Source organism: Romboutsia weinsteinii (genome assembly GCF_002250835.2).
Taxonomy (GTDB): Bacteria; Bacillota; Clostridia; order Peptostreptococcales; family Peptostreptococcaceae; genus Romboutsia_A; species Romboutsia_A weinsteinii.
This window is the reverse complement of sequence record NZ_NOJY02000038.1, coordinates 1-26,298: the sequence shown is the minus strand read 5'-3', so window position 1 is coordinate 26,298 and position 26,298 is coordinate 1. Positions and strand designations below refer to the sequence as shown.

Here is a 26,298-nt window from a genome sequence, read left to right as displayed (position 1 = left end):
TGTATAGTATAGGGATTGATTCGGGTTCTGTAGCAACAAAAGGAGTGTTATATGATGGTCAAAAAATAGTAAAGAAAATAATTATACCAACAGGATGGAGCCCTAAGACAACATCTAGGCAAGTCTATGATTTATTAATAGAAGGCATTGATAAAAGTGAATTAAAAAAGGTAGTAGGCACAGGATATGGACGTATTGCAATGGATTTTGCAGATAAAAAAGTTACAGAAATAACATGTCATACAAAAGGTATTCATTTTATAAATCCTAATATAAGAACTATTCTTGATGTAGGTGGTCAAGATAGTAAGGTTATTAATTTAGATGATGATGGGAATATAGCAAACTTTATAATGAATGATAAGTGCGCAGCGGGAACAGGAAGATTTCTCGAAATTACATCAAACTTATTAGGTAGTGACATAGCTAATATTGATGATTTGGCTAGGGGAAATGAGCCAGAAAATATATCTAGTATGTGTACAGTTTTTGCTGAATCTGAGATTGTAAGTTTACTTGCAAGGAATGTATCGAAAGGGAAAATATCATCTGGCATACTAAAGTCTATTTCAAAGAAATCTACTGCTATGTTATCAAGAGGTAATATAGTAGATGAAATAGCTTTTACAGGTGGACTTGCAAAGAGCAGTATACTTGTAAGTATGATAGAAGAAGAACTAAATAAGAAAATATTTATTGCAGAGGATACTCAAATAATTGGGGCATTAGGAGCTGCTGTAATAGGATTTAGATAAATTTATACTATGGACCTATATCGTGGGTACCATAGTATTTTTATTTTAAATTCAGATATTTTAATAATAGTCCAATTCTATTTGTAGTATAGATAGATATAGAAAGTATTACAACTTTAGAAAGGATGATAGATTTGAATGTTATTAGCTTAAAACATGTAGAAAAGAGATTTAAGAATCACAGTGTCATAAAAGATATATCGTTACAAATAAATCAAGGAGAGATATTTGGACTATTAGGACCATCTGGATCAGGAAAGACTACCTTAATCAAAATGATAGTAGGTATAGAAAAGCCTAGCAAAGGTGAAATAAAAGTACTTGATAAAAAAATGCCAAGTTTCGATATCTTAGGAAAGATAGGATACATGGGACAACTAGACTCGCTATATGAAGATTTGACGGGAATGGAAAACTTAAAATACTTTGGCCAACTAAATAATATTAAGAGAAGAGATATTGAGGGGAGAATTAATCCTATAATAGAAAGATTAGGGTTAAAGGAAGATATAGATAAACTTGTATGTAAATACTCAGGAGGAATGAAAAAAAGATTAAGCCTGGCTTTGGCACTTATTCATAATCCTTCGCTACTTATATTAGATGAACCTACTGTAGGAATTGATCCTGTTTTAAGAAAAGAAATATGGAACTTATTTGAGGATTTAAAGAAAATAGGAACGACATTAATAATAACTACACACATTATGGAAGAAGCTGATAGATGTGAGAGAATATGCTTAATTAGAGAAGGTGAAATACTTTCTATAGGAAAGACTGAAGACTTAAAGAAAGAAGCAAAGGATGGGAAATTAGAAAATTTGTTTTTTTAAGTGAGGGAAAAGTATGAAATCTTTAATTATTGGAAAAAAAATAATAAAGCAAGTCTTAAGAGATAAAAGATCTCTTGCAATGATTATAGTGCTTCCAATGGTACTTATGACATTGTTTTATTTTGTGTTAAAGGATAATGATTATACTCCAACTATCTCATTGATTGATGGAAATAAAAATATAAAGACTGCATTAGATACTAATGAACTAGATATAAAAGAGTATTCTTTACAAGAATCAAAGAATAAATTAAAAGAAAATAATATTGATGGGTATATAGAAATAAAAGATAGTAAGTTAATATTGACTCTAGATGATTCAGAAATATATAGGTCAAAAAATGTAATAAGTAAGTTACAAGAATCTATTACGAATAAATACAATAATCTTACTGTGGATTTAGAAGTAGCATATTTATATAATAGTGATAATTTGAGTATGTTTGAAAGTATAGGTCCTATATTTATTGGATTTTTCGCATTTTTATTTGTATTTTTCTTATCAGGAATATCTTTTGTAAGAGAAAGAACCACTAAAACATTGGAAAAGATAATGGTTACTCAAACTAAAAGGTATGAAATAGTTTTAGGTTACATTATAGGATTTGGATTTTTTGCACTTATACAATCTATAGTAATAGTAACTTTCTCGGTTAAAATATTGAGTATGTATATGCAAGGGTCTTTCTATTTAGTCATCTTAACTACATTTTTAATTTCTATTTCTTCATTGACATTAGGTACTTTTTTATCATCTTTTGCAAAGAATGAATTTCAAATGATGCAGATGATACCAATAATTATAGTACCACAAATAATTTTTACAGGAGTATTTCCTCTAGATGGGCTTCCAAGTTGGATAATAAATATTAAAAATATTTTTCCTCTAACTTTTGGAGCAGATGCATTGAAAGAAATCATGATAAAAGGGAATGGATTTTGGGCAATATACTTGGACTTGATAGTATTAGTACTATTTATATTAGTATTTATGTTTCTAAACATGCTTGTATTAAAAAAAGAGAGGAGTATATAGTTTAGATTAAATGCTAGTCAAAATAAATCACAGGTTATATGGCCTGTGATTCATAAATATCAAATAACTCTGACTGAAATTATTGAATTCAGTGGTAAATAATAATTAAAACATTCATCAGAATGTGACTTTTTCTCACTATCGTAAATTGATGAGATTGTTATAGATAAAGGAGTAACTTCGACAATTTTACCATATAAAGTAATGCTAGTAAAATAAGTTTTAACCTCTACAAACTTATTTAACTGTTGTCTGAGAAATTCATAGAATTCATTTGAAGTTTGATATTTGCTATCTAGCATAAAATCAACTCCTTTTACTATAATATATGAAATTTTATTAGAAAAGTACTTAATAATAAGAAAAGTTACAATTAATCAACTTCTTAATATAAAAAAATTATGGTAAGATATAAAAATATCCTATTGGAATTTAAGCATTTCTTCTATTGGCAAATATTGAAATAGATATCAAAAACTGATATCATAAAATCATAGGTAATATGTTAAACACCTAGTTATTCTAATTTGTATAGTATAATCTAAACCATCGTTAATAATTTATATTCCATCTAAATATAAGTTAAACTATATAAGTTTTACATAAACTTATATATCAAAGGTATTAAGGCTTGTATTCCATCTACTAATAAATATAAGGCTTATAAATTGATTTACAATTACTGTATTAGATAAAAATTAATAATGGGCCTTGAATAAAACTATTAAGGCTCATTAGTTTTATTATGTTAGGAAAAGATAATCAGATCATTGATTGTCTTTTTTTATTGTAAATAAGCTGCAAGTAAAGATTGTTATTTGTAGTATAAGATATCGATTAATATGTATGACTATTTTGATAAAATGAGAATAAAAATGAAAAATGTGAATCATGGTTGAAAAAAATTCTAAAAAATACTAGTATCAAATGTCGAAAAAAAGGTGTATATTATATAATATGTTGAAAAATGTTTGCGAAAAAATGAAAAGAACACTAAAAAAACATCTACCTAAATATTGAAAAATACACGATTGTAGCGTTTTTTTGAAATGCTTGTTAAAAAAGTGTGTAAATCGTATTGAATAAAGAAAAAAAAGGCTATATAATAAACTCATAAAGTTGGTATACAAAAAAAACGCATTGTATACCAGGATACTATTGTAGAATTGATTGGAGGAATACTAGCTATGGAATTAAAAGTAGTTGCTAGTGCTGGTACATTAGAGTCAAGTGATATCCAAATCATAATAGAACCAAGTGAAAATGGAATAGCTATAGAACTTGAAAGTACAGTAAAAGCTCAATTTGGAGATCAGATTGAAAACGTTATTACAGAGACGCTTAAATCGCTAAATGTAGAAAGCGTTAAAGTATTTGTAAATGACAAAGGAGCTATAGATCCTGTAATAAAAAGTAGAGTACAAACTGCAGTATATCGTTCAGCTGAATGCAACGATTACAAGTGGATGTAAGGGGGAGCAATTATGAAATTAAGACGTTCGATGCTATTTGTTCCTGGAAATAACCCTGGAATAATAAGAGATGTTCATATATATAAGCCAGACTCAGTTATGTTTGACTTAGAAGATGCAATAGCAATAACAGAAAAAGATTCTGCTAGATTCTTAGTACATAACATGTTAAAGAACTTAGGAGATTATTACAAAGAATTAGGAATAGAAACTGTAGTTCGTATAAATGGACTTGCTACAGAGTTCTGGCAAGCTGATATAGAAGCTGTAGTAACTGGTGGAGTTGAGGTAATAAGAATACCAATGACTGAGTCAGTTGAAGATGTTATGGCTGTAGATGCTGAGATAGAAAGAGTAGAAAAAGCATGTGGTATAGAAGTTGGTACTACTAAGATTATGGTAGCGATAGAGACTGCATTAGGTGTTATGAATTGCTTTAGTATAGCAAAATCTCCTACTAAGAGACTTATAGGTATGGCTTTAAGTGGAGAAGACTTCGTAACAAGTATGAAGACTACAAGAACTCCAGAAGGAGACGAGTTATATGTTGCTAGAGGAATGATAGCTATGGCAGGTAGAGCTTGTGGACTTGAAGTGTTAGATACAGTTTATGCTGATGTAAACAACGATGAAGGATTCTTAAAAGAAGCTAACTTAATAAAGAGAATGGGATTCGGTGGTAAATCACTTATACATCCAAGACAAGTTGAACTTATACATGATGTTTACACTCCAAGTGAAAAAGAAATAGCAAAAGCTCAAAAGATAGTTGATGCTACTGCTGAAGCTTTAAAGCAAAACTTAGGGGTATTTACTGTAGACGGTAAAATGGTAGATAAGCCAATAATAGAAAGAGCTCAAAGAGTTCTAGAACTTGCTAAAGCTGCAGGTGTATTAGTTGGAGGTGAAAATTAATATGCAAACTAAAAGAATTACTAACGAATTATTAAAAAACATAAAAGGTTACGAAGATAGAGATGCTTACGTTGCTCCTTTTGCTAAGCAACCAGCTCACAAAATGGCTGACACTGATAGCGATAACTTAAAGGATCACGTAAGAAGAGATAAAATAGTTGCTTCATTAAAGGAAGCTATAGAAAAATGTGAAATAAAAGACGGTATGACAATATCTTTCCACCATCACTTCAGAGCTGGTGATAAGTTATTAATGATGGTTGTTGATACTTTAGCTGAAATGGGAATAAAGAACCTAAGAATAGCAGCTTCTTCGTTAACAAGTGCTCATAATGGTCTTGTTGCTCACATTGAAAACGGTGTAGTAAATAGATTAGAAACTAGTGGAGTTAGAGGAAAACTAGCAACAGCAGTTTCTGAAGGAATATTAGAGTATCCAGCAGTAATACGTTCACACGGTGGTAGAGCAAGAGCTATATCTTCAGGTGATGTTAAGATAGACGTAGCATTCTTAGCTGCATCTTCAGCAGACTGTATGGGTAATGCAAACGGTGTTGTAGGAAAATCTATATGTGGATCTTTAGGATATGCTAAAGTTGATGCTCAACATGCTGAAAAGGTTGTTGTTGTAACTGATACATTAGTTGCTTATCCAAACTTCCCACAAAGTATACCTCAAACACAAGTTGATTACGTAGTAGTAGTTGATGAAGTAGGAGATTCAAATGGAATAATGTCTGGTGCTACTAGATTTACAAACAACCCTAAAGAGCTTTTAATGGCTAAGAGAGTTTTAAACGTAATGACAGCTTCTGGATTATTCGTAGATGGATTCTCTATGCAAACAGGTACTGGTGGAGCTTCTCTAGCAGTTACAAGATTTGTTAAAGAAGAAATCAAAAAGAGAGATATAAAATTAAGTTATGCATTAGGTGGAATAACTGGACCAATGGTTGAGTTATTAGAAGAAGGATATGTATCTACATTATTCGATACTCAAAGTTTCGATTTAACTGCAGCTGAGTCTGTTGGAAGAAACGAGAGACACGTTGAAGTAAGTGCTGACTTCTACGCATCTATAGGAAATAAATCAGCAGCAGTTAACAAGTTAGACTTCGTTATACTAAGTGCTCTTGAAATAGATACAGATTTCAACGTTAACGTTATATCTGGTTCTGATGGAGTTATAAGAGCTGCTTCAGGTGGGCATAGTGATACAGCTGGTATGGCTAAAATATCAATACTTACTGCGCCACTTACAAGAGGTAGATTATCTACAATAATAGATAAGGTTACTACTGTTGTTACTCCGGGAAGTACAGTTGACGTAGTTGTTACAGATTATGGTGTAACTGTTAATCCAGGAAGACAAGACTTAATAGAAAAGTTCAAAGCTGCAGGTCTTCCATTAATAACTATGGAAGAATTAAGAGCGATGGCTGTTAGACTTGTTGGTCAACCAAAAGAGATAGAATTTAGTGATGATGTTGTTGCTGTAGTTGAATACAGAGACGGAAGCGTAATAGACACTATAAGAAAAGTTAAGTAGTACTTAATAAGTAAAATGTAAAGCATGAAGTAGATGGCATGGCTTTATAGATACTATCAGATTATTAAATATAATGGTTAAGTTGCAAGAGTAGATGGCTGGCAACTTAACCAATTGGATAATATTAACGATGGTTTAATTAGTTTGTTAACGTTAATATATAACTAGATATTAACGTAGCATATAGATATTATGATTATATTATATTCAATGGAGGAAATTAAAAAATGGCAACTTTAAGTTCTGCTCAAGCTACAAAAAAAGAGACATTTAAGATCTTTGGTATGGCTTGGTACATATTCGCTGCAGTAGCAGGGATAGCAATCATAGCAATGATGGGAGACTACCTACCAAATAACACAGTAGGTGCATTCGCAATACTTTATACATTAGGTATAACTTTAGGATGGATAGGTGATAGAATACCTGTATGGAATACTTACATCGGTGGTGGTTCTATACTTGCATTCTTAGGATCTGCATATTTAGTTTATATAGGTGTAATACCAGAAGCTACAATTGAAACTGTAAAAATATTTATGGATACAACTGACTTCTTAGATTTATTTATAGCTGTTTTAATAACTGGTTCTATATTATCAGTTAACAGAAAATTATTATTAAAAGCTTTCGCAGGATACTTACCAGCAATACTTGCAGGGGTAGTTGGTGCGATAGTATTAGGAATCGCTGGTGGTATGTTATTTGGAGTTTCTCCAGCTGATATAGCAACTAGATACGTATTACCTATAATGGGTGGTGGTACTGGAGCAGGTGCTATACCAATGGCTGATATCTATGCAAACGCTACTGGAAATGATCCAGCACAATGGTTATCATTCGGATTATCTATATTAACTATAGCTAACATAATAGCTATAATATCTGCTGGTGTATTAAATAAGATAGGTGAATTAAAGTTCGGTAAAGTATTAAACGGTAACGGAGAATTAATAAGAAATGCTGACGATTTATCTAAATTAGAAGATACTAAAGAAATAAAAGTTACTCAAAGAGAAATAGCTGGTGGATTAATATTAGCTTGTTCATTCTACGTATTAGGTAACATATTATCTAAAGTTGTAGTAATACCAGAATTCACATTATTTGGTTCTGTTTTAAAGATAGATATACACAGATTCGCTTGGATGGTTGTATTAGTTGCTATAGCTAACGTTGCAGGTGTAATACCAGCTGAATTAAGAGTTGGTGCTAACAAGTTACAAGGATTCTTCACTAAGCAATTCTTATTAGTTATAATGGTTGGTGTTGGTATAGCTCTTACTGATTTAGGTGAGTTAATAGCTGCATTCACATTAGGTAACGTTGTAATAGCTGCTTTCATAGTATTCGGAGCTATAATAGGTTCAGGAGCTATGGGATGGTTAGTAGGATTCTATCCAATAGAAACTGCTATAACTGCAGGTTTATGTATGGCAAACAGAGGTGGTTCAGGAGACTTAGCAGTTCTTGGAGCAGCTAAGAGAATGGAATTAATCTCATTTGCACAAATATCTTCTCGTTTAGGTGGAGGATTAATGCTTATAATAGCATCTGTAGTATTTGGTATATTTGCTTAATAATTAAATTTAAAAGATTATTGGGACATTAATAATAAAGGAAAAAGGTATTGTAAATTACAATACCTTTTTCTCGTAATTAATAAAAAATATTATATAATAAAACTAATATAAACTAAGAGGTGAAATATTATGAGTAAAGAAGAAAAGAGAAAAAGTAACAAAGATATTTTAAAAGAAGCTAGAGAAGAAGGTATGTTTAAAGAAGCCAGAGAGTTTACTAGAAAGAAAAAATATGTAGCTGCTAGTAAAAAAGATAATATAATGATTTATGTAATTATGGTGATTGGATTTTTAGCATTTATATTTATAAATAGAATCTTTGGAGTTTAGATTATAAGGAAGGTGTAGAGCATGTATTATAATGTAGAGAGTATTAACCTAAAATCAAAGTATGAGGTTAGTGAAGTAAGTAGATTTTTAGAAAAATTTGATTTAAAGTATGAAGATGTTGACTATACTGTAGTAATAAGAGAAAATGATGATGTAATAGCTACATGCTCAAAAAAAGAAAATATATTAAAATGTTTTGCAATAAATGAAAATTATCAAGGCTTAGGCTTATCTAACAATTTGATTTCTAAAGTAACTGAAAAACTATTCTTAGAAGGTAGATATCATAGTTTTATATTTACAAAACCTGAGAATCAGTTTTTATTTGAAGGTCTAGCTTATAAAAATATATTCACTACAGAAAAAGTAAGCTTGCTAGAAAGTGGAAATAAAAATATAAATAGTAGTTTAGATAAGTTAAAAAAGGATTATAAAATAGATAGTAACAAAGAATATGCAGCAATAGTAATGAACTGCAATCCATTTACTTTAGGGCATAGATATATAATAGAAAGCGCAGCCAAAGAAAATGAAAATGTTATAATATTTGTAGTTGAAGAAGATAAGTCAGTATTCCCGTTTAAATCAAGATTTAAATTAATACAAGAAGGAACTAAAGATTTAGAAAATGTCGTAGTAGTTCCAGCTGGGGAATATGTAATATCATCAGCAACTTTCCCAAATTATTTCTTAAAGAAAAATGATAATGCGTTAAAAGAATATACAAGAGTAGATTGTAATATATTTGGAAAGTATTTTGTTCCTAAGTTTAATATAGTAAAAAGATATGTCGGAACTGAGCCTCATTGTGAAGTGACAAATACTTATAATGAAACGATTAAAGAAGTACTACCTAAATACAATGTAGAAGTAAAGTTAATAGAAAGAAAAGAAGTTGAAGAAGATGCAATAAGTGCATCAAGAGTAAGAAGACTATTAAAAGAAGGTAATTTTGAAAAAATAAAAAGTTTAGTACCTAAGACTACGCTAGATTTTTTACTTAGTGAGGAAGGTGAAGAGGTAATAAGTAAGCTGTAGCTTATAAATTTACCAAAGCAAATATGGATACAAGTTTAATAGAAGAATTTTTATTTGATAGAGAAAAAAGAGTTTGGCACCAAGAAGATTTACTTAAAAAAAATAAAGATAAAACATTAGTAACAGTTAGAATTAACTATCCCGGAATTGAAAAATCAAATTATATTACTGATGATATAGTTAATATAATATACAATGAAATGTTAACTTATTATAGCAAGTATATAGTTTATTATGATAAATATAAAAATAAGGAAGGCTTAATATGCCATTTCTTATTTAATGTTGACTTTGTTACAATTAAAAAGTTAATGATAGATATAGAGGAAAAACATATATTAGGAAGATGCGTAGATATTGATGTATACACTATGAAGGATGATAAAGTGATTGGTATATCAAGATCACACTTGTATAAAAAAACAAGAAAGTGCTTTATTTGTAACCTAGATGCTAAGATTTGTTCTAGAGCCCAGACTCATAGCGTAGAAGATATAAAAAAATATTTTGAAGATATATACTCAGAATATACGGATCAGGAAAAAAAAAGAACAATTTTAAGTTATAAGATATCACAGATGGCCTTAAAGGCGATGATAAGTGAAGTTTCAACATATCCTTCTTTTGGACTAGTATCACCTATAAGCCAAGGGTCACACAAAGACATGAATTACTATACATTTTTAGATAGCTCTATAGCTATAACTCCATATTTAAAAAAAATGGCTGAAGTTGCATATACTTATCAAGATCCTAAATATATATTTGATGCAATAAGAGAAGTTGGAAAGACATGTGAGGAAGAAATGTTTATAGCTACAGAAAATATTAATACACACAAAGGTATGATATTTTTAATGGGAATAACTATTTCAGCAATAGCAAAAGCTTCGTATCATAATTATAACTTTAATAAAGCAAATGATATAATGAAAGAAATGGTAGAAAACATACTAGATGACTTCAAGCATCTAGATAAAAAAGAAAAGCTGACTCATGGAGAAAAATTGTATATAGAACATAGATTCACTGGAATAAGAGGTCAGGTAAAAGATGGTCTGAGTATTTTATTTTATAATATTGTGGATAAATACAAAGATTGCAATCTAGATAAAAATAGTTTATATACACAAATATTAATTGAGCTTATGGCAATCGTTGAAGATAGTACGATAGTTTATAGGCATGACATTGATACATTAAATAAAGTAAGAGAAGATGCTAAAGAGTTACTTAGTATTGGTGGTGTATTTACTGAAGATGGTAAAAATAAAGCTTTAAGCTTAGAAAAAGAATACATAAAGAAAAATATAAGTCCAGGTGGATGTGCAGATTTACTTGCAATAAGTATTCTTTTAATAGATATAAAAAAGAGCAATATCTTAAACTAGATATTGCTCTTTTTTATTAAAATATTATTCGATAATCGAAATTTAATCAATTTCCTTTATTACAACTTCTAGAGAGTCTTCCAAATGAGTCTTTATAATTCTTTCAGCCAATTCCTTATCTTTAGAAATTATAGCGTTTAAGATAAGTCTATGTTCTGATAAAGCCTTTTCTCGTCTGTTATCATCTTCTATTGATATATTTCTAAATCTTTGAAGATAATTATTTAAGTTAGAAATCATTGCGGGAAGCCTTTTCATTTTGCTGGATTTATATATAATAGAATTAAACTCACCAAATAATTGAATAACTTCTTCAAGATTACCTTCATTATTAACTTTTTCTGTATAGTCAAGTAAATTAGATATCTTATCTATTTCTTCTTGGGTAATGCATTCCATAGCGGTATTTACAACTAATACCTCTAGAGATAGCCTAATTTTATATATTTCAATGACATCTTCTTTGCATATTCTTTTAACAACAACACCTACTCTAGGTATATATTCCACTAGATCTTCAGATTCTAATTGTTTAAGAGCCTCTCTAACAGGGGTTCTACTTATATTTAATCTTTGTGAATATTCTTTTTCAACAAATCGTTCTCCTACTGGAACTTTACCCTCGATTAATGTCCTTCTTAAGCTTTCACATACAACATCCCTAAGAGGTCTATTCTGAGATAAATCAGTATTATTCACAAATTCATCCATCCAAGTTTGCATTTTTACCGCCCTTCTGTTTCATATATTCTATATTAAATTTTACACTAAAAAAGCGCAAATACCAAGGTATTTCGACAAAATAATTTTAAATTTAACAAGGTTTTTTATAAACTAATTTGTAATAATTTTCTTGGGAAAATATTTATAAAATCAAATTGTTGAATTTGTGAAATTTCAAGGATTGTATACAATGAATAAATGATTGTATACAAAAAAACATAAAAAATACAAAAAAAACACTAAAAAAACTTGGTATACAATAAATAAGGCTATATAATAAAATTGTAGAATAAATTAAATATAAATAACATAAATGAATTGTTTTTTTAAGCGAAATGAAAATGTTATTTTAAATAAAATCTGTATAGGAGTGTGATAGTTAAATGAGTCAGTTAAAAATAACTGAAACAGCATTAAGAGATGGACATCAATCATTAATGGCGACTAGGTTAAAAACAGAAGAAATGATACCAATCCTAGAAACTATGGATAAAGTAGGATACCATGCTATGGAAGTATGGGGAGGGGCAACTTTTGATGCTTGTATACGTTTCTTAAATGAAGATCCATGGGAGAGACTAAGACTATTTAGAAAGCATGTGAAAAATACAAAATTACAAATGCTTTTAAGAGGTCAAAACCTATTAGGTTATAGAAACTATGCAGATGATACTGTTGAAAAGTTTATAGAGTTATCTATAAAGAACGGAATCGACATAATAAGAGTATTTGATGCATTAAATGATGTTAGAAATTTAGAAGCATCAATGAAAGCAATAAAGAAATACAATGGACATTGTCAATGTGCTATATCTTATACTACAAGTCCAGTACATACTACTGAGTACTATGTAGAATTAGTTAAGACAATGGAAAATATGGGAGCAGATTCTATTTGTATAAAGGATATGGCAGGAGTTTTAACTCCATACAATGCTTACGACTTAGTTAAGCGTGTTAAAGAAGCTACTTCTTTACCAATAGAGTTACACTCTCACTGTACTGGTGGTATAGCTGAGATGTTATACATGAAGGCTGTTGAAGCTGGTGTTGATATAATAGATACTGCAATATCTCCATTTAGTGGTGGAACAAGCCAGCCTCCAACTGAATCAATGGCGATTTCTTTATCTGAAATGGATAGAAATCCAGGTTTAAATATGGAAGCTCTTTTAGAAGTGGCTGAATACTTCAAACCAATAAGAGATAAATACATGGCAGAAGGTGTACTTGATGCAAAGGTATTATTAACTGATCCTCAAACATTAAAATACCAAGTTCCAGGGGGAATGCTATCAAACTTATTATCTCAATTAAAGCAACAAAATGCTGAAGAGAAATATGAAGAAGTATTAAATGAAGTTCCTAGAGTTAGAAAAGACTTAGGATACCCACCATTAGTTACTCCTTTAAGCCAAATGGTAGGAACACAATCATTATTCAATGTATTAACAGGTGAAAGATATAAGTTAGTACCAAAAGAAATAAAAGATTATGTAAAAGGACTATATGGTCAAGCTCCAGCAGCTTTAGATGAAGAAATAAAGAAAAAAATCATCGGAGACGAAGAAATAATAACTGTAAGACCTGCAGACTTAATAGCTCCAGAATTTGAAGCTATGAAGAAGGAAGCAGGAGAGTTAGCGAAATGTGATGAAGACGTATTAGCATATGCTTTATTCCCACAGGTAGCTCCTAAGTTCTTAGAATCTAAGTACAATGAAAAAGTAGAAGAAGAAACTACTAATGATGGAATACAATATATAACAGTAACTATGTAGAGAATAGGTGATTAATATGAATACAACATTTATGGAAGCAATATCTATCACAATATCAAGTATGACAATAGTAATACTAACATTAGCAGTAATATCTTTAGTGTTAAGTTCATTTAAATTTATATTTAAAGAAAAACCTAAGGCAGAAGCTAAACCAGTCTCAAATACAGTTGTGGTTGATGATAATGATGAAGAAGAAAGATTAGTAGCTTGCTTAGCTGCTTCAGCAATGGCTGGAGATGGAAAATTAAATCCAAATCTTTATATAAAAAGAGTAACAAGAATAAAGTAATTAAAAATTTAGTGATTATATAAATGAAATTATAAAATATTATTTTCTATCTAGCTTGTTATTTACAAGTTAGATAGATTGAAATTTTAAAAAATAAAAATTATAAATTTTATATTAAAGGGAGATCAAAATGAGCGCAAAAACATACCACATAACATTAAATGGAAAAGTATATGAAGTTGAAATAGAAGAAGTACAAGCAGGTCAAGCACCTAAGCAAACAGCAGCACCAGCAGTAACTCAAGCACCTAAGGCAGCACCAGCAGGTGGAGCAGGAGAAGAAGTAACAGCTCCAATGCCAGGAAGTATGTTTAACATATTAGTTAAAGAAGGACAAGCAGTTAAAAAAGGTGATGTAGTAGCAGTTCTTGAAGCTATGAAAATGGAAAATGAAATAGTTGCTCCAGTTGATGGACAAATAGTTTCTATAAACGTTGACAAAGGTCAAAATGTAAATCTTGGTGATGTAATATTAAAAATAGCTTAGTAATACAAGTTAAAGGAGGAAATCAACATGGGACAAATGTTAATTGATTTCATTGCAGAATCAGGTTTTGCAATGATGACATATAAGCAACTAATAGTTATAGCTTTAGCTTGTGTATTTTTATACTTAGCTATCAAAAAAGGTTATGAACCTTATTTATTAATACCAATAGCGTCAGGTATGTTACTTGCAAACTTACCAGGTGTTACTTTAATGGATCCAGCAACAGATGGAGCAAATGGGGGATTATTCTACTATCTATATCAAGGTGTTAAACTTGGTATTTACCCACCATTAATATTCTTATGTATAGGTGCGGGAACAGATTTCGGACCAATGATAGCAAACCCTAAGACAATGTTATTAGGTGGAGCTGCTCAATTTGGAGTATTCGCTGCATTCTTAGGAGCAATAGCTCTAGGATTCACAGGACCAGAAGCAGCATCTATAGGAATAATAGGTGGAGCAGATGGACCAACAGCAATACAATTAACTGGACAATTAGCACCACACTTATTAGGAACAATAGCATTAGCAGCTTATTCTTATATGGCACTAGTACCAGTTATACAACCGCCAATCATAAGAGCTTTAACTACTAAAGAAGAAAGAGCTATAAAGATGGAACAAACTAGAGCTGTTTCTAAGACAGAGAAGATAGTATTCCCAATAGTAGTTATGATAATTGTTATAGGTTTATTACCAACATCTGCACCACTTGTAGGTATGCTTATGTTCGGTAACTTAATAAAAGAATCAGGGTTAGTTCCAAAGTTAGTTGAAACTGCTCAAAATTCATTAATGTATATAATTACAATATTATTAGGATTATCAGTTGGAGCAACTACAAATGCTGAAACATTATTAAGTGCTCAAACTTTAGGAATTATAGCTATGGGACTTATAGCATTCTCTATAGGTACAGCAGCAGGAGTTTTAGGTGGAAAGTTAATGTGCAAATTAACTAAAGGAAAAGTAAATCCAATGATAGGTGCAGCAGGGGTTTCTGCAGTACCAATGGCATCAAGAGTTGTTCAAAAAGTTGGACAAGAAGAAAATCCTTCTAACTTCTTATTAATGCATGCAATGGCACCAAATGTTGCAGGGGTTATAGGATCAGCAGTAGCTGCGGGGATATTACTTAAGTTCTTCGCGTAATAATTAAGCCTACTTTATTAAATTTTAATATAGATATAAGATGCACTTGTGGGTATAATATTACTAACAAGTGCATCTTTTTATAAGAAAATAAATATGATATAATATAATTTAATAAAAAAATAATATAAATAATAATTTAATATAGATTTTATTATTTATTAATAATATTTATATAGATAGAAATTGAGAGGTTTATAAATGAACGTTATTTTTAAAGAAATTGAAAACACAGATTTAAGACCTATAAGAGAGATAGTATTACAGGAACTTAGAAGTGCCATATTCCAAAACCAATTAAAGCCCGGAGATAGATTAGTAGAAAATATTATTGCTTCTAGCATGGGTGTCAGTAGAACGCCAGTAAGAGAAGCATTAAGACAGCTTGAAATAGAAGGACTAGCAGTAAATGTACCTAGAAAAGGTACCCTAGTAAAGGGGATATCGTTAGAAGATGCTATGGAAATCTATGACTTAAGAGAAGTGTTAGAAGGATTAGCTGTAAGGCTTGCTTGTTTAAATATATCAAGAGTAGAGATAAGACGATTAAAAGAAATTATAGATATTATGGAAATTAATATGAAAAAAGATAACTATAATGAATACATAAAAGCTCATAATGAGTATAATGAAATAATATTAAAAGCCAGTAAAAATAAGAGATTACTTGGGCAAATGGACAATATATATGAGTACTTAAAAAGCTTAAGAAAAGTGAGTTTGCATAATTTAGACAAAAGACAAGGTGTTTTAGAAGAACATATACAAATTGTTAATGCAATAGAAGAAGGTAATGAGATATTAGCGGAAGAAGCTGCAAGAATACATGTTGTTAATGCTAAAAAAAGATTTATGGAAAGTAGAAATAATAACCAAGGGTAGATTTATATCTATCCTTTTTTGTATTAAAATATCTAGATAAGTAAAAATATATATGTAAAGAGAGGAGATGATATATTGAAAAGAGAATTTTTTAGGCAAAGCGGTATTGATGTATCAAAAGGTATATTAGGAAAGTATCTAATAAGAAGATATAAAGATATAGAAATAGTAACCAAAATAGTTGAGACAGAAGCATATATGGGAGTAGATGATAAAGGTGCACATGTATATGGAGATAAAAAAACGGAAAGAACAAAGCCACTTTACTTAGATGGAGGACATATATATGTATACTTGATATATGGTATGTATCATTGTCTAAATATATCAGCAAATATTGTAAATACTCCCGAATGTGTATTAATAAGAGCAGTAGAACCAATAAACAATCTAAATTTAATATCTAATAATAGATATAACAAATACTATGAAGATTTAAGTTCTTATCAGAAGAAAAATATAACAAATGGACCAGGAAAGCTTTGTATGGCATTAAATATCGATAAAAGCCTAAATTGTGAAGATATACTAGATAGTGAATTATATATTAGTGATTATTATATTGAAAATAATAAAAAAATATACTGTGATGAGAGTATTGTCATAGAATCCAGTAAGCGTATAAATATCGATTATGCCGAGGAGGCTAAGGATTATCTATGGAGATTTTTTATAAAAAATAACAAGTATGTATCTCTAAATAAGTCAAAATAAAAACGTATGATTATTCATACGTTTTTATAATTTGATAGCCATCTCTTTTGAGATATCTATTAAGCACTTTTCTGCTATTGTCAAATAGGAATTTTTTAAATATGATACCGCAACATCCCATTTAACAGGAATATTCTCTATTTCAAACAGCTCATAATCATTGACAGCTTTAGTCGTATGGGTTACCATATCTGAGACAAAACAAACACCCAGACCAGATGTAGCAAGCCTAAATGCTGTAGCAGTATTTGAAGTTTCTAGAATCACTTTTGGTTTTAACTTATGTGTATCAAATAGCTTATCGGTAAAATCTCTCATCCTATGACCTCGTTTAGTAAATATAAAATCAATGTTTAATAACTTATCAATATCAATACTATTTATAGTGTTAGGTATAAGAAACTCAGAGCTTAAATATCCTTTTTTTGCGGCAAGCATTATTTTTTCTTCATATAAAATTTCACAAGCTATTCTTTTATCTTTACTTGGTAAAGAAGTGAAAACTAAATCAACCTTACCATTTAATAAACAATCCTCTAAAAAATTAGAATTTCCCTCTACAATCTCAATATTAATTCCAGGATATTTATCAATAAATTTAGGTAATATAAACGGTAGCATAAGTGGTCCTCTTATTGAAGGTATACCAATAGTTATTTTACCTTTTTTCATATTTGAAATATCGCTAAACTCTTTTGACATATTACCTGCAAGTTGTAATATTTCTTTGGCAGTTTTAATATATTTTTCTCCTGCGTAAGTAAGAGAAATGGGGTTAGTAGTTCTATTAAAAATTTGAACTCCCAATTCTTGTTCAACACTTGAGACTATATAACTTAATGATGGTTGTGATATATATAATTCAGAAGCAGCTTTTGAAATACTTTGCAGTTCGGCTACAGCAACAATATATTTTATTTTCTTAAAATTCATTCAAATCACCTCTGACTATGTTTCATAATACTTTACTTATAATTTTATCAAATATAAATATTTTATCAAATATAAATATTTATCAAAATAAATAATTATATGAAAAAGCAATGATGTAGCATATAGAAATTTTTATATATGACTCATAAAAAATAGGTATTTTACAATTAAATTAATATATCATAAACTTTAAACATAAGAGAAAATAAAAAATGGTCGTAGATAAATAGATTTTTTAAAATTTTTAGATAAGTAAACTAACAATTAGATGGAGGGTTAAGACATGGAATATAAAATAGCATTAATAAAAGGGGATGGTATCGGACCTGAAATTACAAAGGAAGCTGTTAAAGTATTAAATACTATAGGAGATATATATGGTCATAAATTTGAATTTAATGAAGTGATAGGGGCTGGAGAAGCTGTAGATAAGTGTGGAGATCCTTTGCCAGAAGAGTCTTTACAAGCATGCTTAGAAAGTGACAGTGTAATGATAGGTAATCTTGGAGGTAAGAAATGGGATAAAAATCCTCTTGAGAAAAAGCCAGTGAAGGCTATCTTTAAGATAAGAGAAGCATTAAATGTAAGTACAAATATAAGACCTATAACTTTAAGAAAAGGACTTGAAGAGTTATCACCTCTAAAGTCAAGAATAATAGAAAAAGGAATGGATGTTATAGTAGTAAGAGACATTGCTGGAGGCATGCTATGTGCTCAAAAAGAATCAGGAGTAGGTATGTTTGGTAGAGAAGCTAGTGATTTGGAGTATTATAATGAAGAGATAATAAGAAAATCAGCTCTAAGGGCCTTAAACCTAGCTAAAGAAAGAAGACAGATAGTATCAAGTATTGATAAGTCAAACGTGCTTGCAAGCTCAATGTTATGGAAAGAAATAGTAAACGAAACATCAAAGCACTATCCAGACATCAAAATAAAACATCATCTAGTAGACAATGCAGCTATGGAAGTTATTTTAGAACCTTATAAGTTTGATGTAATCGTAACATCAAATATGTTTGGAGATATACTAGCTGATGAATTAAGTCAAATAACAGGTACCGCATCTATGCTACCGTCAGCTGAAGTAGATTGTAACGGTAAAGGTTTATATACGCCGAATCAATTGCATCATCCAGATGAAAGTATTATAGGCTTAGACAGAGCAAATCCTATCGGAATGATAACATCAGCTGCTCTTATGTTAAGATACTCGTTTGGATTAGTAGAAGAAGCAGAAGCTATAGAAAACGCAGTTGATAGTGTAATAGAATGTGGATATGCAACCGAAGATATATACACCGAAGGTAAAATACTAGTTGGTACAGAGGCAATGGGAAATTTAATTGCAAAATATCTGAATAAATTGAGTAACGATAGCTATAAACTGTATAATAAGAAAGTTATTTAGTGGAAAATTTAAATTATATCAATAAAATTATGCTGGTGGTTTTATATCTTCAGCATTTTTATAATTCCAACAACTAAGCTTAGGTAGCAAGATGTATTTTAATAAAAAATATGTTTTGCTACCAGTATAAGTGAGATAGAGTATACGAAAATACATAGCAAGTATAGTAATAATATAATATAATATAATATAGTAAAAAGTATATTATTGGTGGGAGATAAAATGGATAATAAAGAGAAAATAATAGAAATAGAAAATTTATGTATGAGCTATGGTCCAAAGGATGTTTTAAAAGGTATTAATTTAGACATATATAGAGGGAGTATAATAGGTTATATAGGTCCTAATGGAGCTGGAAAGAGTACAACTATAAAAATACTTCTAGGCCTTGTAAATGGTTATAGTGGTTCAGTTAAAGTATTTGGGAAAGACATATCTGATTTGGATGAAGATTATAAGTCAAAAATAGGATATGTTCCAGAAATAGCAAAAGTATATGAAACTTTAACTGCAAGAGAATACTTAACATTTGTAGGTCAATTATATGATATAGATTATGATATCTGTGATAATAAGGCACGAAAGCTTATGAAAGTATTAGGTATAGAAGAGGCTTATGAATCTAGACTATCTTCTTTTTCAAAGGGGATGAAACAAAAAGTGGTAATAATCTCTGCGCTATTGCATAATCCTGAAATACTATTCTTAGATGAGCCATTAAGTGGATTAGATGCAAATAGTGTACTTCTAATAAAAGAAATAATACAAAATCTTAAAAACCAAGGAAAAACAATTTTCTACTCATCGCACATAATGGAAGTGGTTGAAAAAATTAGTGACAGGATAATAGTATTAAATGATGGAAATATAGCTGCTGATGGTAATTTTGAAGAAATAAAAAATTCAAGTTTTGATGGGTCTTTAGAAGAAATATTTAATGAAATCACAGGATTTGATGAACATTCAAATCTAGCTAGTGAATTTGTAAATATTTTAAATGAGGTATAGGCTATGAGAGATTTTTTAATTTTAAAACTAGTAGACGTTTTTAAGGGAGTATATAAAGCTTGTGGAGTAGACTATAAGAAAATGAGATTGATACTTCAATCTAAGCTTCTTATGGATTCTAGAAGAACGAATAATACAAATACAAATAGTGAAGAGTCGAAAGAAAAGAATTATTTCTATGGATCACTAATCGTATATGCTATAATAGGGATTTTTTCAGCAGTTATTATAATGATGAATATAGATCCCATGATAAAGATGAGTATGTATTTTGGATTTTTTATGATAATGATATTAACAGTATTTATATCTGATTTTTCGTCTGTAATACTAGATGTAAATGATAAGGATATATTATCGACTAAGGGAGTAGATCCAAAAACATTAAATGCAGCAAAGTTCACTCATATTTTTATATACATAAGTATGTTAAGTTTAGCGATATCTGGTGCGTCACTATTGGCATCTCTTAGATTTGGAATAGGTTTTTTTGCACTATTTTTAGTAAATATATTTTTAGTTGATATCTTAATGATAATAGTTACAGCTATAATGTACTTTATAATACTTAAACTATTTAGTGGAGAAAAGCTAAAAGATATCTTAAATACATTCCAAATAATATTTTTATTAATATTTACTGTTGGGTATCAAGTTGTAGTTCAAGCCTTTCAATTAATAGATTTACAACTAGTATACACACCAAGTGTATTTAATATTTTCCTACCACCTATGTGGTTTGCAGCAAACTTTAGCTTATTACAGTATGGAGAACTAAATAAAATAATAATAACATTAAAAGTTTTATCTATAGTAATTCCTGTAGTTTGTTTAGTATTATACATAAAATCAATACCTAGATTTGAGAAGAATCTACAGAAATTAAATGATAATACTTATACTAAAGTTAAGAAGAAAGATACTTTATCATTTAAATGTAGTAAAATAATATGCAAGAATAAAGAAGAAAGAGTATTCTTTAACTTCGTAAATAATGTTTTATCTAAGGATAGGGAGTTTAAAACTAAAATATATCCATCATTAGCTATGGCTGCATTTATGCCTATATTAATGATAGTAGTATCTTATGATAAAAGTGGCATAAGGAATTATATTAATAGTATTGATAATTCCTTTATGATGCTAGTACCGTATCTTGGAGTTATAATAAGTCAAAATATGATTACTATGATAAAGTACTCAAATGAGTTTGAAGCATCATGGATATATGAAATACTTCCAATAAAGGAAAAGAAAAATATATACTCCGGTATGCTCAAAGCTACTATGTATAGATTAGTACTTCCAATATTTTTAATCGTAGGGATTATGTTTACATTAATATTCAATATTAAAATGATAGTTCATCTAGTTGTAATGTTCTTAGTAGCAATACTATGTTCCATGTTTACATTTAAGATAAATGAAAAGAATTTACCATTTTCTGTTGAGTATATAATTGCTGGTACATCCTCAAATATTATTGTAGTATTAAAATCAATGTTTGTTGTAGGAATGCTTGGAATAATACATTTCTTTGTGATGAAAAGCTTGCTACTTACACTTATTTATTTAATAGCTCTATCAATAATTATATATGTATTTTGGAATAAAACTTTCACAGTATGATAAAAGTATTCTGTTGAGGTATAATATATGAAAAAAGCTCCTAAAGTATATAAATCTATACTTTAGGAGCTTTTTTATTTTCGTAATTAAATCTCTTAGTTACTATTTTGTGTCGTATTATCATTAGGGTTTTCTAAATTCTCACTATTATTTGTAGTTTCTTTGTTATTTTCAGTTGAATTATCATCCTTGCTAGGAGCAGATTCTTCATTATCTGAGTTATTTTCAAAATGAGTATTTTCCTCAGCATCTGATGGTATTATCTCATTGTTAGTTTCTTGATTGCTATCTTCTTGGTTACCACTATTTTCGGTATTGTTGTTATCATTATTAAACAATCCAGTGAACCAATTCCATATCTTAGCAAAGAAGCCTTCTACCTCATCACTACTTGGTAACTTTATTGCTTCTTTATCTGTTGCATCAATATTAGCACCATCTCCAAGTAAACTATCATTAGTATTTTCTAAGATACCTAAGTCTTTATCATTACTTGAAACTAATCCTTTAAACCAATCACCAATGCTAGTAAACCAACCTTTTATAGTATCAAGTATCCCAGAGTCCTTTATACTTTCACCCATATCAGATAAGTTTTGATCAACATTATCAGAAACATTTTCTAATGTTTCTTTTATTTTATTGTAGTCGTAATCTTGTTTAGAGATCTTTAGCATTAAATCTTCAATTTGTTTTTGTTGCTCAGCAGTTAAAGTTATATTGTAATTATTAGTAATATTATTAATTGTATCAGCTATTTGTACAACATCGCTAGTACCATTTTTTATTACTTGTGTTTTTATATCATTTATTACACCAGTAGCTTTATCTTGACCGATATCTTGACCTAAATCTCCTGTTGTTACTAATTCCTCAGAAGCTAGTTCTTTTTTCTCTTCATCAAGTTTTTCTCCAGTTGCATCTTCAAAAGCCTTCATAACACCAGTTAAACCACCTGTACCAGACACTGGGAATAAGCTTGCAACAACTACATTTGCATCTTCTAATCCTGCTGTAGAAAGTGTCGTAGCTATCATTGAACTTGTTACCCAAGTAAGGTTGGCAGTTTTAACATTTATACCTTTTCCTCTAGTAGTAGGCTCAACATAAGAACAAGAGAAAGTCTTTGTTCCAATTTGAGCTTCAGTTGCAACTCCTTGTAGATATTTTCTTTCTTCTTGATTATTAACTTCTAGTATTACAGCTTCATCGCCTTTTACACCAAAGTAATCAAGCATTTTTTGCTTTTGTTCAGATGTTAAGTTTGCCCCCAAAGTAACAACTTTTGAACTATCAGCAAAAGCAAAATTGATGCTACCTAAAACTAAAGTAGCACATATAATAAGTGAACTAATTTTCTTTTTAAATTTCATATTCAATCTCCTTTACATTTTACCTAATTGTAGTATATTTAATATATCTACTCAATATACTATAAACTATTTTTAGACTTAATGCGATTACAAGATTGTAACATACCATGAAAAATTAGGAAAATAAAGCAAAATATGTGAATATTTAAAGTATAATTGGAAATATTTTATAGGAAGAGATTGAAAAAAATAAGTAATGTATTATACTATAGATAAGGAAAAGATTGGACAACCTATAGTTAGAAAGCGAAAGGAGAATTACAATGTCAAAAGAATTAGTAAAAGAAAGAGTAATAAAGTATTTAATGGAGGATTTATTAGTACCTCAAGATATGATAGATACAGATGTAGCTTTATCAGAATTTGAAGAAGGTGCAGAAGGTGTTTTAGATATAATGGTAAATGTTAAAGATGAACAAGATTATTTTGCACCAGTAATGATAGTACAATGTATGGATGAAGATATAGCTTTAGAAGGTGAAACTTTACAAAAACAAATAGATTTCTTAGAAGACGTAGATAACATTACTATGGCAGGTAGATTAGTTTTAACTAATGGAGATGCTATGATGTATGCTGACTGGACAGGTGAAGAATACGATACAGAAGCTAAACTTCCAACTTATGAAACAATGGTAAAAGAATTTTTTGAAATGGAAGAACAAGTAAAGGCGGCAGAAGCTGAACATCATCATGAACATTCAAAAGGTTGCGGATGTGGAGGACACCACGGAGAAGATCACGAATGTGGATGTGGTAACTCAGAAGGTGGATGTTGTGGAGGACACAATCATAAGTAGTATTTACATATGATAACTTGACTATAATTTTTAATGATGTTATCATTAGATAGTTAAAAATTTCTCTATAAAACCGTAAGTGTTGGGGCAAAAACGCTAAGGATTTATTAATATAGGGATTTATAACGTCGTTCGAGAATAAAAGACTGCGCATTTTGTGTGGTCTTTTATTCTATCCAAAATAAAATATTAAGTTAACATATTTAATTATACATAATTAAGATATTTAAAAATACAGTATAGAAATTATATAAATTCATCAATTAATATTATTATGGCGAAATTTATACAAAAGTATATATAAAAAGAAGGAAAAATAATACTAGGGGTAGAATTATGAAAGTAGTTGTTTTTTACGATAAAATAAAATTTGTAAATAGATGCATAAATAATATATAAGAAAGTAGTGTTGTGATTAAGTAATTGTAAAAATATAATATAATTTTGCAAATGTAATATAAAGAAACAAAGGTTTTTTTAGGTCATTGTAGAATAATAGATAAAGAAAGTTGTTGACATTTAAGGGGAATTGAACAGGCATTTTTTTATTATAATAATCATATTATAAATTATATAAAACTACAGACACTTACTATCTCGATTAACAAACTATATGTATAGAAGGGGTTAAAATTATGGGGGCTAAAAGAGAACATACTTATGAAAATTACATTTATGGAGACTCATCAAATGCATCAAATGCTATGAAAATGTACTTAAAGGAAATAGAAGAGTACAAAATGTTGTCTGCAGTGGAGGAAGTTGAATTAGCTAAAGCAATAATTGCTTCTTCACCGGAAGCTAAGGAAAAATTCATCAATGCTAACTACAGGCTAGTGGTAAGTATTGCAAAGAAATACAGAAAAGAAAGTGTTGATATGCTAGATTTGATTCAAGCTGGTAATATAGGTCTTATAAAGGCCGTAGAAAAGTACGATTATAAAAAAGGATATAAATTTAGTACTTATGCTACTTGGTGGATAAAGCAAAGCATTACTAGGTATATAGATGATTGTGAAAACACGATAAGAATACCTGTACATCTTCATCAAAGAATAAACTTTGTAAAAAGAAAGAAGCAAGAGCTTGCTAATGTTCTTCAAAGAGAACCATCTTTAGACGAGCTAGCAGAAGTTTGTGACTTAGAAGTTGATAAAGTTATAGATATTTTAAAGCGAGATAAAAATATTGTATCTTTAGATACACCAATTAAAGAAGATGAAGATAGTAGTCTTGTAGAATTTATACCTTCAGATGCTAACTTTGCTGATGTTGTTATGCACGAAGTAGAGCAACATAATTTAAGAGAAAAAATAGAAGAACTATTAACTGGTCTTAGTGAACAAGAACAAAAAGTACTAAGAATGAGATTTGGTCTTGACGATGATGATCCAAAAACATTAGAAGAAATAGGTAAGGTTTTTGGTGTAACAAGAGAAAGAATAAGACAAATCGAGGCTAAAGCTATAAGAAAACTAAGACATCCAAGCAGATTAAAACAACTAAAACATTTTTATTAGAAGAGTAGGGAAACATTTCCCTACTCTTTTAGTGTAGCAGATATCTATAAGAAAATGTAAAAAAAATCTTTTTTTGGTATATAATATAAATATTACGTTGTTACATCTGAAACTTAAGTCTGGAGGAGAAGTATGAGCAAAGTTGCGAAGACGACCTTTTATCTTATGATAGTAACATCTATTGCTAAGGTTTTAGGTATGGGGAGAGAATTGGTTTTATCATCTGTTTATGGAACTGGTTTATATACGGAGGCTTATTTAACATCAATGAATATACCAAACGTTATTTTTGCAGCAGTAGGGACTGCTATAGTAACAACATTCATTCCGATGTATCAAGAGATAAGCTCTAATCAAGGTGAAGACAGAGCATTAAAGTTTCTAAATAATGTTTTAAATATAGTTTTATTAGTATGTGTTGTAATAGCTATTTTAGGAATGATGTTTTCAAAGGGACTAGTCAAGATCTTTGCTATAGGATTTGAAGGGGAAAGATTTTTGTTAACTGTAAAATTTACAAGGATATTAATATTTGGGATAATATTTATAAGTATAAGTAGTGTAATGTCTGCATTTTTACAAATAAAAAATAAATTTGTTGCTGTTGGATTTGGAAGTGTTCCTTATAATATAGTGATAATAGTGTCTATTTATCTTAGCACAGTATTAGGACCATACACGCTACCAA

At 29.5% G+C, this 26,298-nt stretch carries 25 protein-coding genes; 22 read left to right on the top strand and 3 right to left on the bottom strand.

What is annotated here, in order from left to right; all coding sequences use genetic code 11:
* The 10 genes from CHL78_RS15435 to citX form a co-directional block, all read left to right on the top strand.
* A partial coding sequence (locus CHL78_RS15435; RefSeq protein WP_116041556.1) for an acyl-CoA dehydratase activase occupies positions 1 to 755 on the top strand: 755 nt, incomplete at its 5' end.
* A gap of 134 nt (positions 756 to 889) precedes the next feature.
* The gene (locus CHL78_RS15430; protein ID WP_330408642.1) at positions 890 to 1,588 is read left to right on the top strand and encodes an ABC transporter ATP-binding protein; all 699 of its coding nucleotides are present in this window, start codon (positions 890 to 892) and stop codon (positions 1,586 to 1,588) included.
* A 13-nt stretch (positions 1,589 to 1,601) separates the two neighbouring features.
* Positions 1,602 to 2,624, top strand: a complete 1,023-nt coding sequence (locus tag CHL78_RS15425) for an ABC transporter permease (RefSeq protein WP_094366967.1) — start codon at positions 1,602 to 1,604, stop codon at positions 2,622 to 2,624.
* A gap of 1,187 nt (positions 2,625 to 3,811) precedes the next feature.
* Positions 3,812 to 4,096 carry a citrate lyase acyl carrier protein gene (gene citD, locus CHL78_RS15415; protein ID WP_094366969.1) on the top strand — a complete coding sequence of 95 codons (285 nt, stop codon included), beginning with the start codon at positions 3,812 to 3,814 and terminating at the stop codon, positions 4,094 to 4,096.
* A gap of 12 nt (positions 4,097 to 4,108) precedes the next feature.
* Positions 4,109 to 5,011, top strand: a complete 903-nt coding sequence (locus CHL78_RS15410) for an aldolase/citrate lyase family protein (RefSeq protein WP_330408641.1) — start codon at positions 4,109 to 4,111, stop codon at positions 5,009 to 5,011.
* A gap of 1 nt (position 5,012) precedes the next feature.
* On the top strand, positions 5,013 to 6,560 hold the full coding sequence (gene citF, locus CHL78_RS15405) for a citrate lyase subunit alpha (protein WP_094366971.1): 1,548 nt from the start codon (positions 5,013 to 5,015) through the stop codon (positions 6,558 to 6,560).
* Between the two features lie 227 nt (positions 6,561 to 6,787).
* A complete protein-coding gene (citS, locus tag CHL78_RS15400; protein ID WP_094366972.1) occupies positions 6,788 to 8,140 on the top strand; it encodes a citrate/sodium symporter CitS in 1,353 nt (450 codons plus the stop codon).
* 132 nt (positions 8,141 to 8,272) lie between these two features.
* A complete protein-coding gene (locus tag CHL78_RS15395) occupies positions 8,273 to 8,473 on the top strand; it encodes a hypothetical protein (RefSeq protein WP_094366973.1) in 201 nt (66 codons plus the stop codon).
* 21 nt (positions 8,474 to 8,494) lie between these two features.
* Positions 8,495 to 9,511 (top strand): [citrate (pro-3S)-lyase] ligase, encoded by a 1,017-nt coding sequence (gene citC, locus CHL78_RS15390; RefSeq protein ID WP_094366974.1) that lies wholly within the window; start codon positions 8,495 to 8,497, stop codon positions 9,509 to 9,511.
* A 23-nt stretch (positions 9,512 to 9,534) separates the two neighbouring features.
* Positions 9,535 to 10,902, top strand: coding sequence for a citrate lyase holo-[acyl-carrier protein] synthase (gene citX, locus CHL78_RS15385; RefSeq protein WP_094366975.1), 1,368 nt, complete (start codon positions 9,535 to 9,537; stop codon positions 10,900 to 10,902).
* A gap of 42 nt (positions 10,903 to 10,944) precedes the next feature.
* Here citX and CHL78_RS15380 read toward each other — a convergent pair whose 3' ends face one another.
* Positions 10,945 to 11,625, bottom strand: a complete 681-nt coding sequence (locus CHL78_RS15380) for a GntR family transcriptional regulator (protein WP_094366976.1) — start codon at positions 11,623 to 11,625, stop codon at positions 10,945 to 10,947.
* 383 nt (positions 11,626 to 12,008) lie between these two features.
* On the opposite strand from CHL78_RS15380, the gene CHL78_RS15375 reads away from it, so the two are divergent.
* The 6 genes from CHL78_RS15375 (at position 12,009) to CHL78_RS15350 (ending at position 16,939) form a co-directional block, all read left to right on the top strand.
* Complete coding sequence (locus tag CHL78_RS15375; RefSeq protein WP_094366977.1) at positions 12,009 to 13,406, top strand: oxaloacetate decarboxylase subunit alpha; 1,398 nt, start codon at positions 12,009 to 12,011, stop codon at positions 13,404 to 13,406.
* A 16-nt stretch (positions 13,407 to 13,422) separates the two neighbouring features.
* Complete coding sequence (locus tag CHL78_RS15370; protein WP_094366978.1) at positions 13,423 to 13,698, top strand: OadG family protein; 276 nt, start codon at positions 13,423 to 13,425, stop codon at positions 13,696 to 13,698.
* 130 nt (positions 13,699 to 13,828) lie between these two features.
* Complete coding sequence (locus CHL78_RS15365; protein ID WP_094366979.1) at positions 13,829 to 14,185, top strand: biotin/lipoyl-containing protein; 357 nt, start codon at positions 13,829 to 13,831, stop codon at positions 14,183 to 14,185.
* A 27-nt stretch (positions 14,186 to 14,212) separates the two neighbouring features.
* Positions 14,213 to 15,343, top strand: coding sequence for a sodium ion-translocating decarboxylase subunit beta (locus CHL78_RS15360; RefSeq protein ID WP_094366980.1), 1,131 nt, complete (start codon positions 14,213 to 14,215; stop codon positions 15,341 to 15,343).
* 201 nt (positions 15,344 to 15,544) lie between these two features.
* The gene (locus tag CHL78_RS15355; RefSeq protein ID WP_094366981.1) at positions 15,545 to 16,225 is read left to right on the top strand and encodes a GntR family transcriptional regulator; all 681 of its coding nucleotides are present in this window, start codon (positions 15,545 to 15,547) and stop codon (positions 16,223 to 16,225) included.
* Positions 16,226 to 16,300: 75 nt separating this feature from the next.
* Positions 16,301 to 16,939 carry a DNA-3-methyladenine glycosylase gene (locus tag CHL78_RS15350; protein WP_094366982.1) on the top strand — a complete coding sequence of 213 codons (639 nt, stop codon included), beginning with the start codon at positions 16,301 to 16,303 and terminating at the stop codon, positions 16,937 to 16,939.
* Between the two features lie 24 nt (positions 16,940 to 16,963).
* Here CHL78_RS15350 and CHL78_RS15345 read toward each other — a convergent pair whose 3' ends face one another.
* Positions 16,964 to 17,872: a LysR family transcriptional regulator gene (locus tag CHL78_RS15345; protein WP_094366983.1), complete on the bottom strand. Its 909-nt coding sequence runs from the start codon at positions 17,870 to 17,872 to the stop codon at positions 16,964 to 16,966.
* 283 nt (positions 17,873 to 18,155) lie between these two features.
* On the opposite strand from CHL78_RS15345, the gene leuB reads away from it, so the two are divergent.
* From leuB to CHL78_RS15330, 3 genes are all read left to right on the top strand, one after another.
* Entirely contained in the window at positions 18,156 to 19,280 is a 1,125-nt protein-coding gene (leuB, locus tag CHL78_RS15340; protein ID WP_094366984.1) for a 3-isopropylmalate dehydrogenase, read from the top strand.
* 222 nt (positions 19,281 to 19,502) lie between these two features.
* The gene (locus CHL78_RS15335) at positions 19,503 to 20,288 is read left to right on the top strand and encodes an ABC transporter ATP-binding protein (RefSeq protein ID WP_094366985.1); all 786 of its coding nucleotides are present in this window, start codon (positions 19,503 to 19,505) and stop codon (positions 20,286 to 20,288) included.
* Positions 20,289 to 20,291: 3 nt separating this feature from the next.
* Positions 20,292 to 21,917, top strand: coding sequence for a hypothetical protein (locus CHL78_RS15330; protein WP_094366986.1), 1,626 nt, complete (start codon positions 20,292 to 20,294; stop codon positions 21,915 to 21,917).
* Between the two features lie 95 nt (positions 21,918 to 22,012).
* On the opposite strand, the gene CHL78_RS15325 is transcribed toward CHL78_RS15330, so the two are convergent.
* Complete coding sequence (locus CHL78_RS15325; RefSeq protein ID WP_094366987.1) at positions 22,013 to 23,290, bottom strand: DUF1002 domain-containing protein; 1,278 nt, start codon at positions 23,288 to 23,290, stop codon at positions 22,013 to 22,015.
* 263 nt (positions 23,291 to 23,553) lie between these two features.
* On the opposite strand from CHL78_RS15325, the gene CHL78_RS15320 reads away from it, so the two are divergent.
* The 3 genes from CHL78_RS15320 to CHL78_RS15310 form a co-directional block, all read left to right on the top strand.
* Positions 23,554 to 24,090 (top strand): type I restriction enzyme HsdR N-terminal domain-containing protein, encoded by a 537-nt coding sequence (locus CHL78_RS15320; protein WP_094366988.1) that lies wholly within the window; start codon positions 23,554 to 23,556, stop codon positions 24,088 to 24,090.
* Positions 24,091 to 24,725: 635 nt separating this feature from the next.
* Positions 24,726 to 25,610, top strand: coding sequence for a sigma-70 family RNA polymerase sigma factor (locus CHL78_RS15315; protein ID WP_094366989.1), 885 nt, complete (start codon positions 24,726 to 24,728; stop codon positions 25,608 to 25,610).
* 132 nt (positions 25,611 to 25,742) lie between these two features.
* The coding region (locus tag CHL78_RS15310) for a lipid II flippase MurJ (RefSeq protein WP_274541861.1) at positions 25,743 to 26,298 on the top strand (556 nt) is incomplete at its 3' end.

Bases quoted from the DNA above. Each gene is read 5' to 3' on its own strand.
- CHL78_RS15425 (WP_094366967.1), top strand. From the start codon at position 1,602: ATGAAATCTTTAATTATTGGAAAAAAAATAATAAAGCAAGTCTTAAGA.
- citD (WP_094366969.1), top strand. From the start codon at position 3,812: ATGGAATTAAAAGTAGTTGCTAGTGCTGGTACATTAGAGTCAAGTGAT.
- CHL78_RS15410 (WP_330408641.1), top strand. From the start codon at position 4,109: ATGAAATTAAGACGTTCGATGCTATTTGTTCCTGGAAATAACCCTGGA.
- citF (WP_094366971.1), top strand. From the start codon at position 5,013: ATGCAAACTAAAAGAATTACTAACGAATTATTAAAAAACATAAAAGGT.
- citS (WP_094366972.1), top strand. From the start codon at position 6,788: ATGGCAACTTTAAGTTCTGCTCAAGCTACAAAAAAAGAGACATTTAAG.
- CHL78_RS15395 (WP_094366973.1), top strand. From the start codon at position 8,273: ATGAGTAAAGAAGAAAAGAGAAAAAGTAACAAAGATATTTTAAAAGAA.
- citC (WP_094366974.1), top strand. From the start codon at position 8,495: ATGTATTATAATGTAGAGAGTATTAACCTAAAATCAAAGTATGAGGTT.
- citX (WP_094366975.1), top strand. From the start codon at position 9,535: ATGGATACAAGTTTAATAGAAGAATTTTTATTTGATAGAGAAAAAAGA.
- CHL78_RS15380 (WP_094366976.1), bottom strand. From the start codon at position 11,625: ATGCAAACTTGGATGGATGAATTTGTGAATAATACTGATTTATCTCAG.
- CHL78_RS15375 (WP_094366977.1), top strand. From the start codon at position 12,009: ATGAGTCAGTTAAAAATAACTGAAACAGCATTAAGAGATGGACATCAA.
- CHL78_RS15370 (WP_094366978.1), top strand. From the start codon at position 13,423: ATGAATACAACATTTATGGAAGCAATATCTATCACAATATCAAGTATG.
- CHL78_RS15365 (WP_094366979.1), top strand. From the start codon at position 13,829: ATGAGCGCAAAAACATACCACATAACATTAAATGGAAAAGTATATGAA.
- CHL78_RS15360 (WP_094366980.1), top strand. From the start codon at position 14,213: ATGGGACAAATGTTAATTGATTTCATTGCAGAATCAGGTTTTGCAATG.
- CHL78_RS15355 (WP_094366981.1), top strand. From the start codon at position 15,545: ATGAACGTTATTTTTAAAGAAATTGAAAACACAGATTTAAGACCTATA.
- CHL78_RS15345 (WP_094366983.1), bottom strand. From the start codon at position 17,872: ATGAATTTTAAGAAAATAAAATATATTGTTGCTGTAGCCGAACTGCAA.
- leuB (WP_094366984.1), top strand. From the start codon at position 18,156: ATGGAATATAAAATAGCATTAATAAAAGGGGATGGTATCGGACCTGAA.
- CHL78_RS15335 (WP_094366985.1), top strand. From the start codon at position 19,503: ATGGATAATAAAGAGAAAATAATAGAAATAGAAAATTTATGTATGAGC.
- CHL78_RS15330 (WP_094366986.1), top strand. From the start codon at position 20,292: ATGAGAGATTTTTTAATTTTAAAACTAGTAGACGTTTTTAAGGGAGTA.
- CHL78_RS15325 (WP_094366987.1), bottom strand. From the start codon at position 23,290: ATGAAATTTAAAAAGAAAATTAGTTCACTTATTATATGTGCTACTTTA.
- CHL78_RS15320 (WP_094366988.1), top strand. From the start codon at position 23,554: ATGTCAAAAGAATTAGTAAAAGAAAGAGTAATAAAGTATTTAATGGAG.
- CHL78_RS15315 (WP_094366989.1), top strand. From the start codon at position 24,726: ATGGGGGCTAAAAGAGAACATACTTATGAAAATTACATTTATGGAGAC.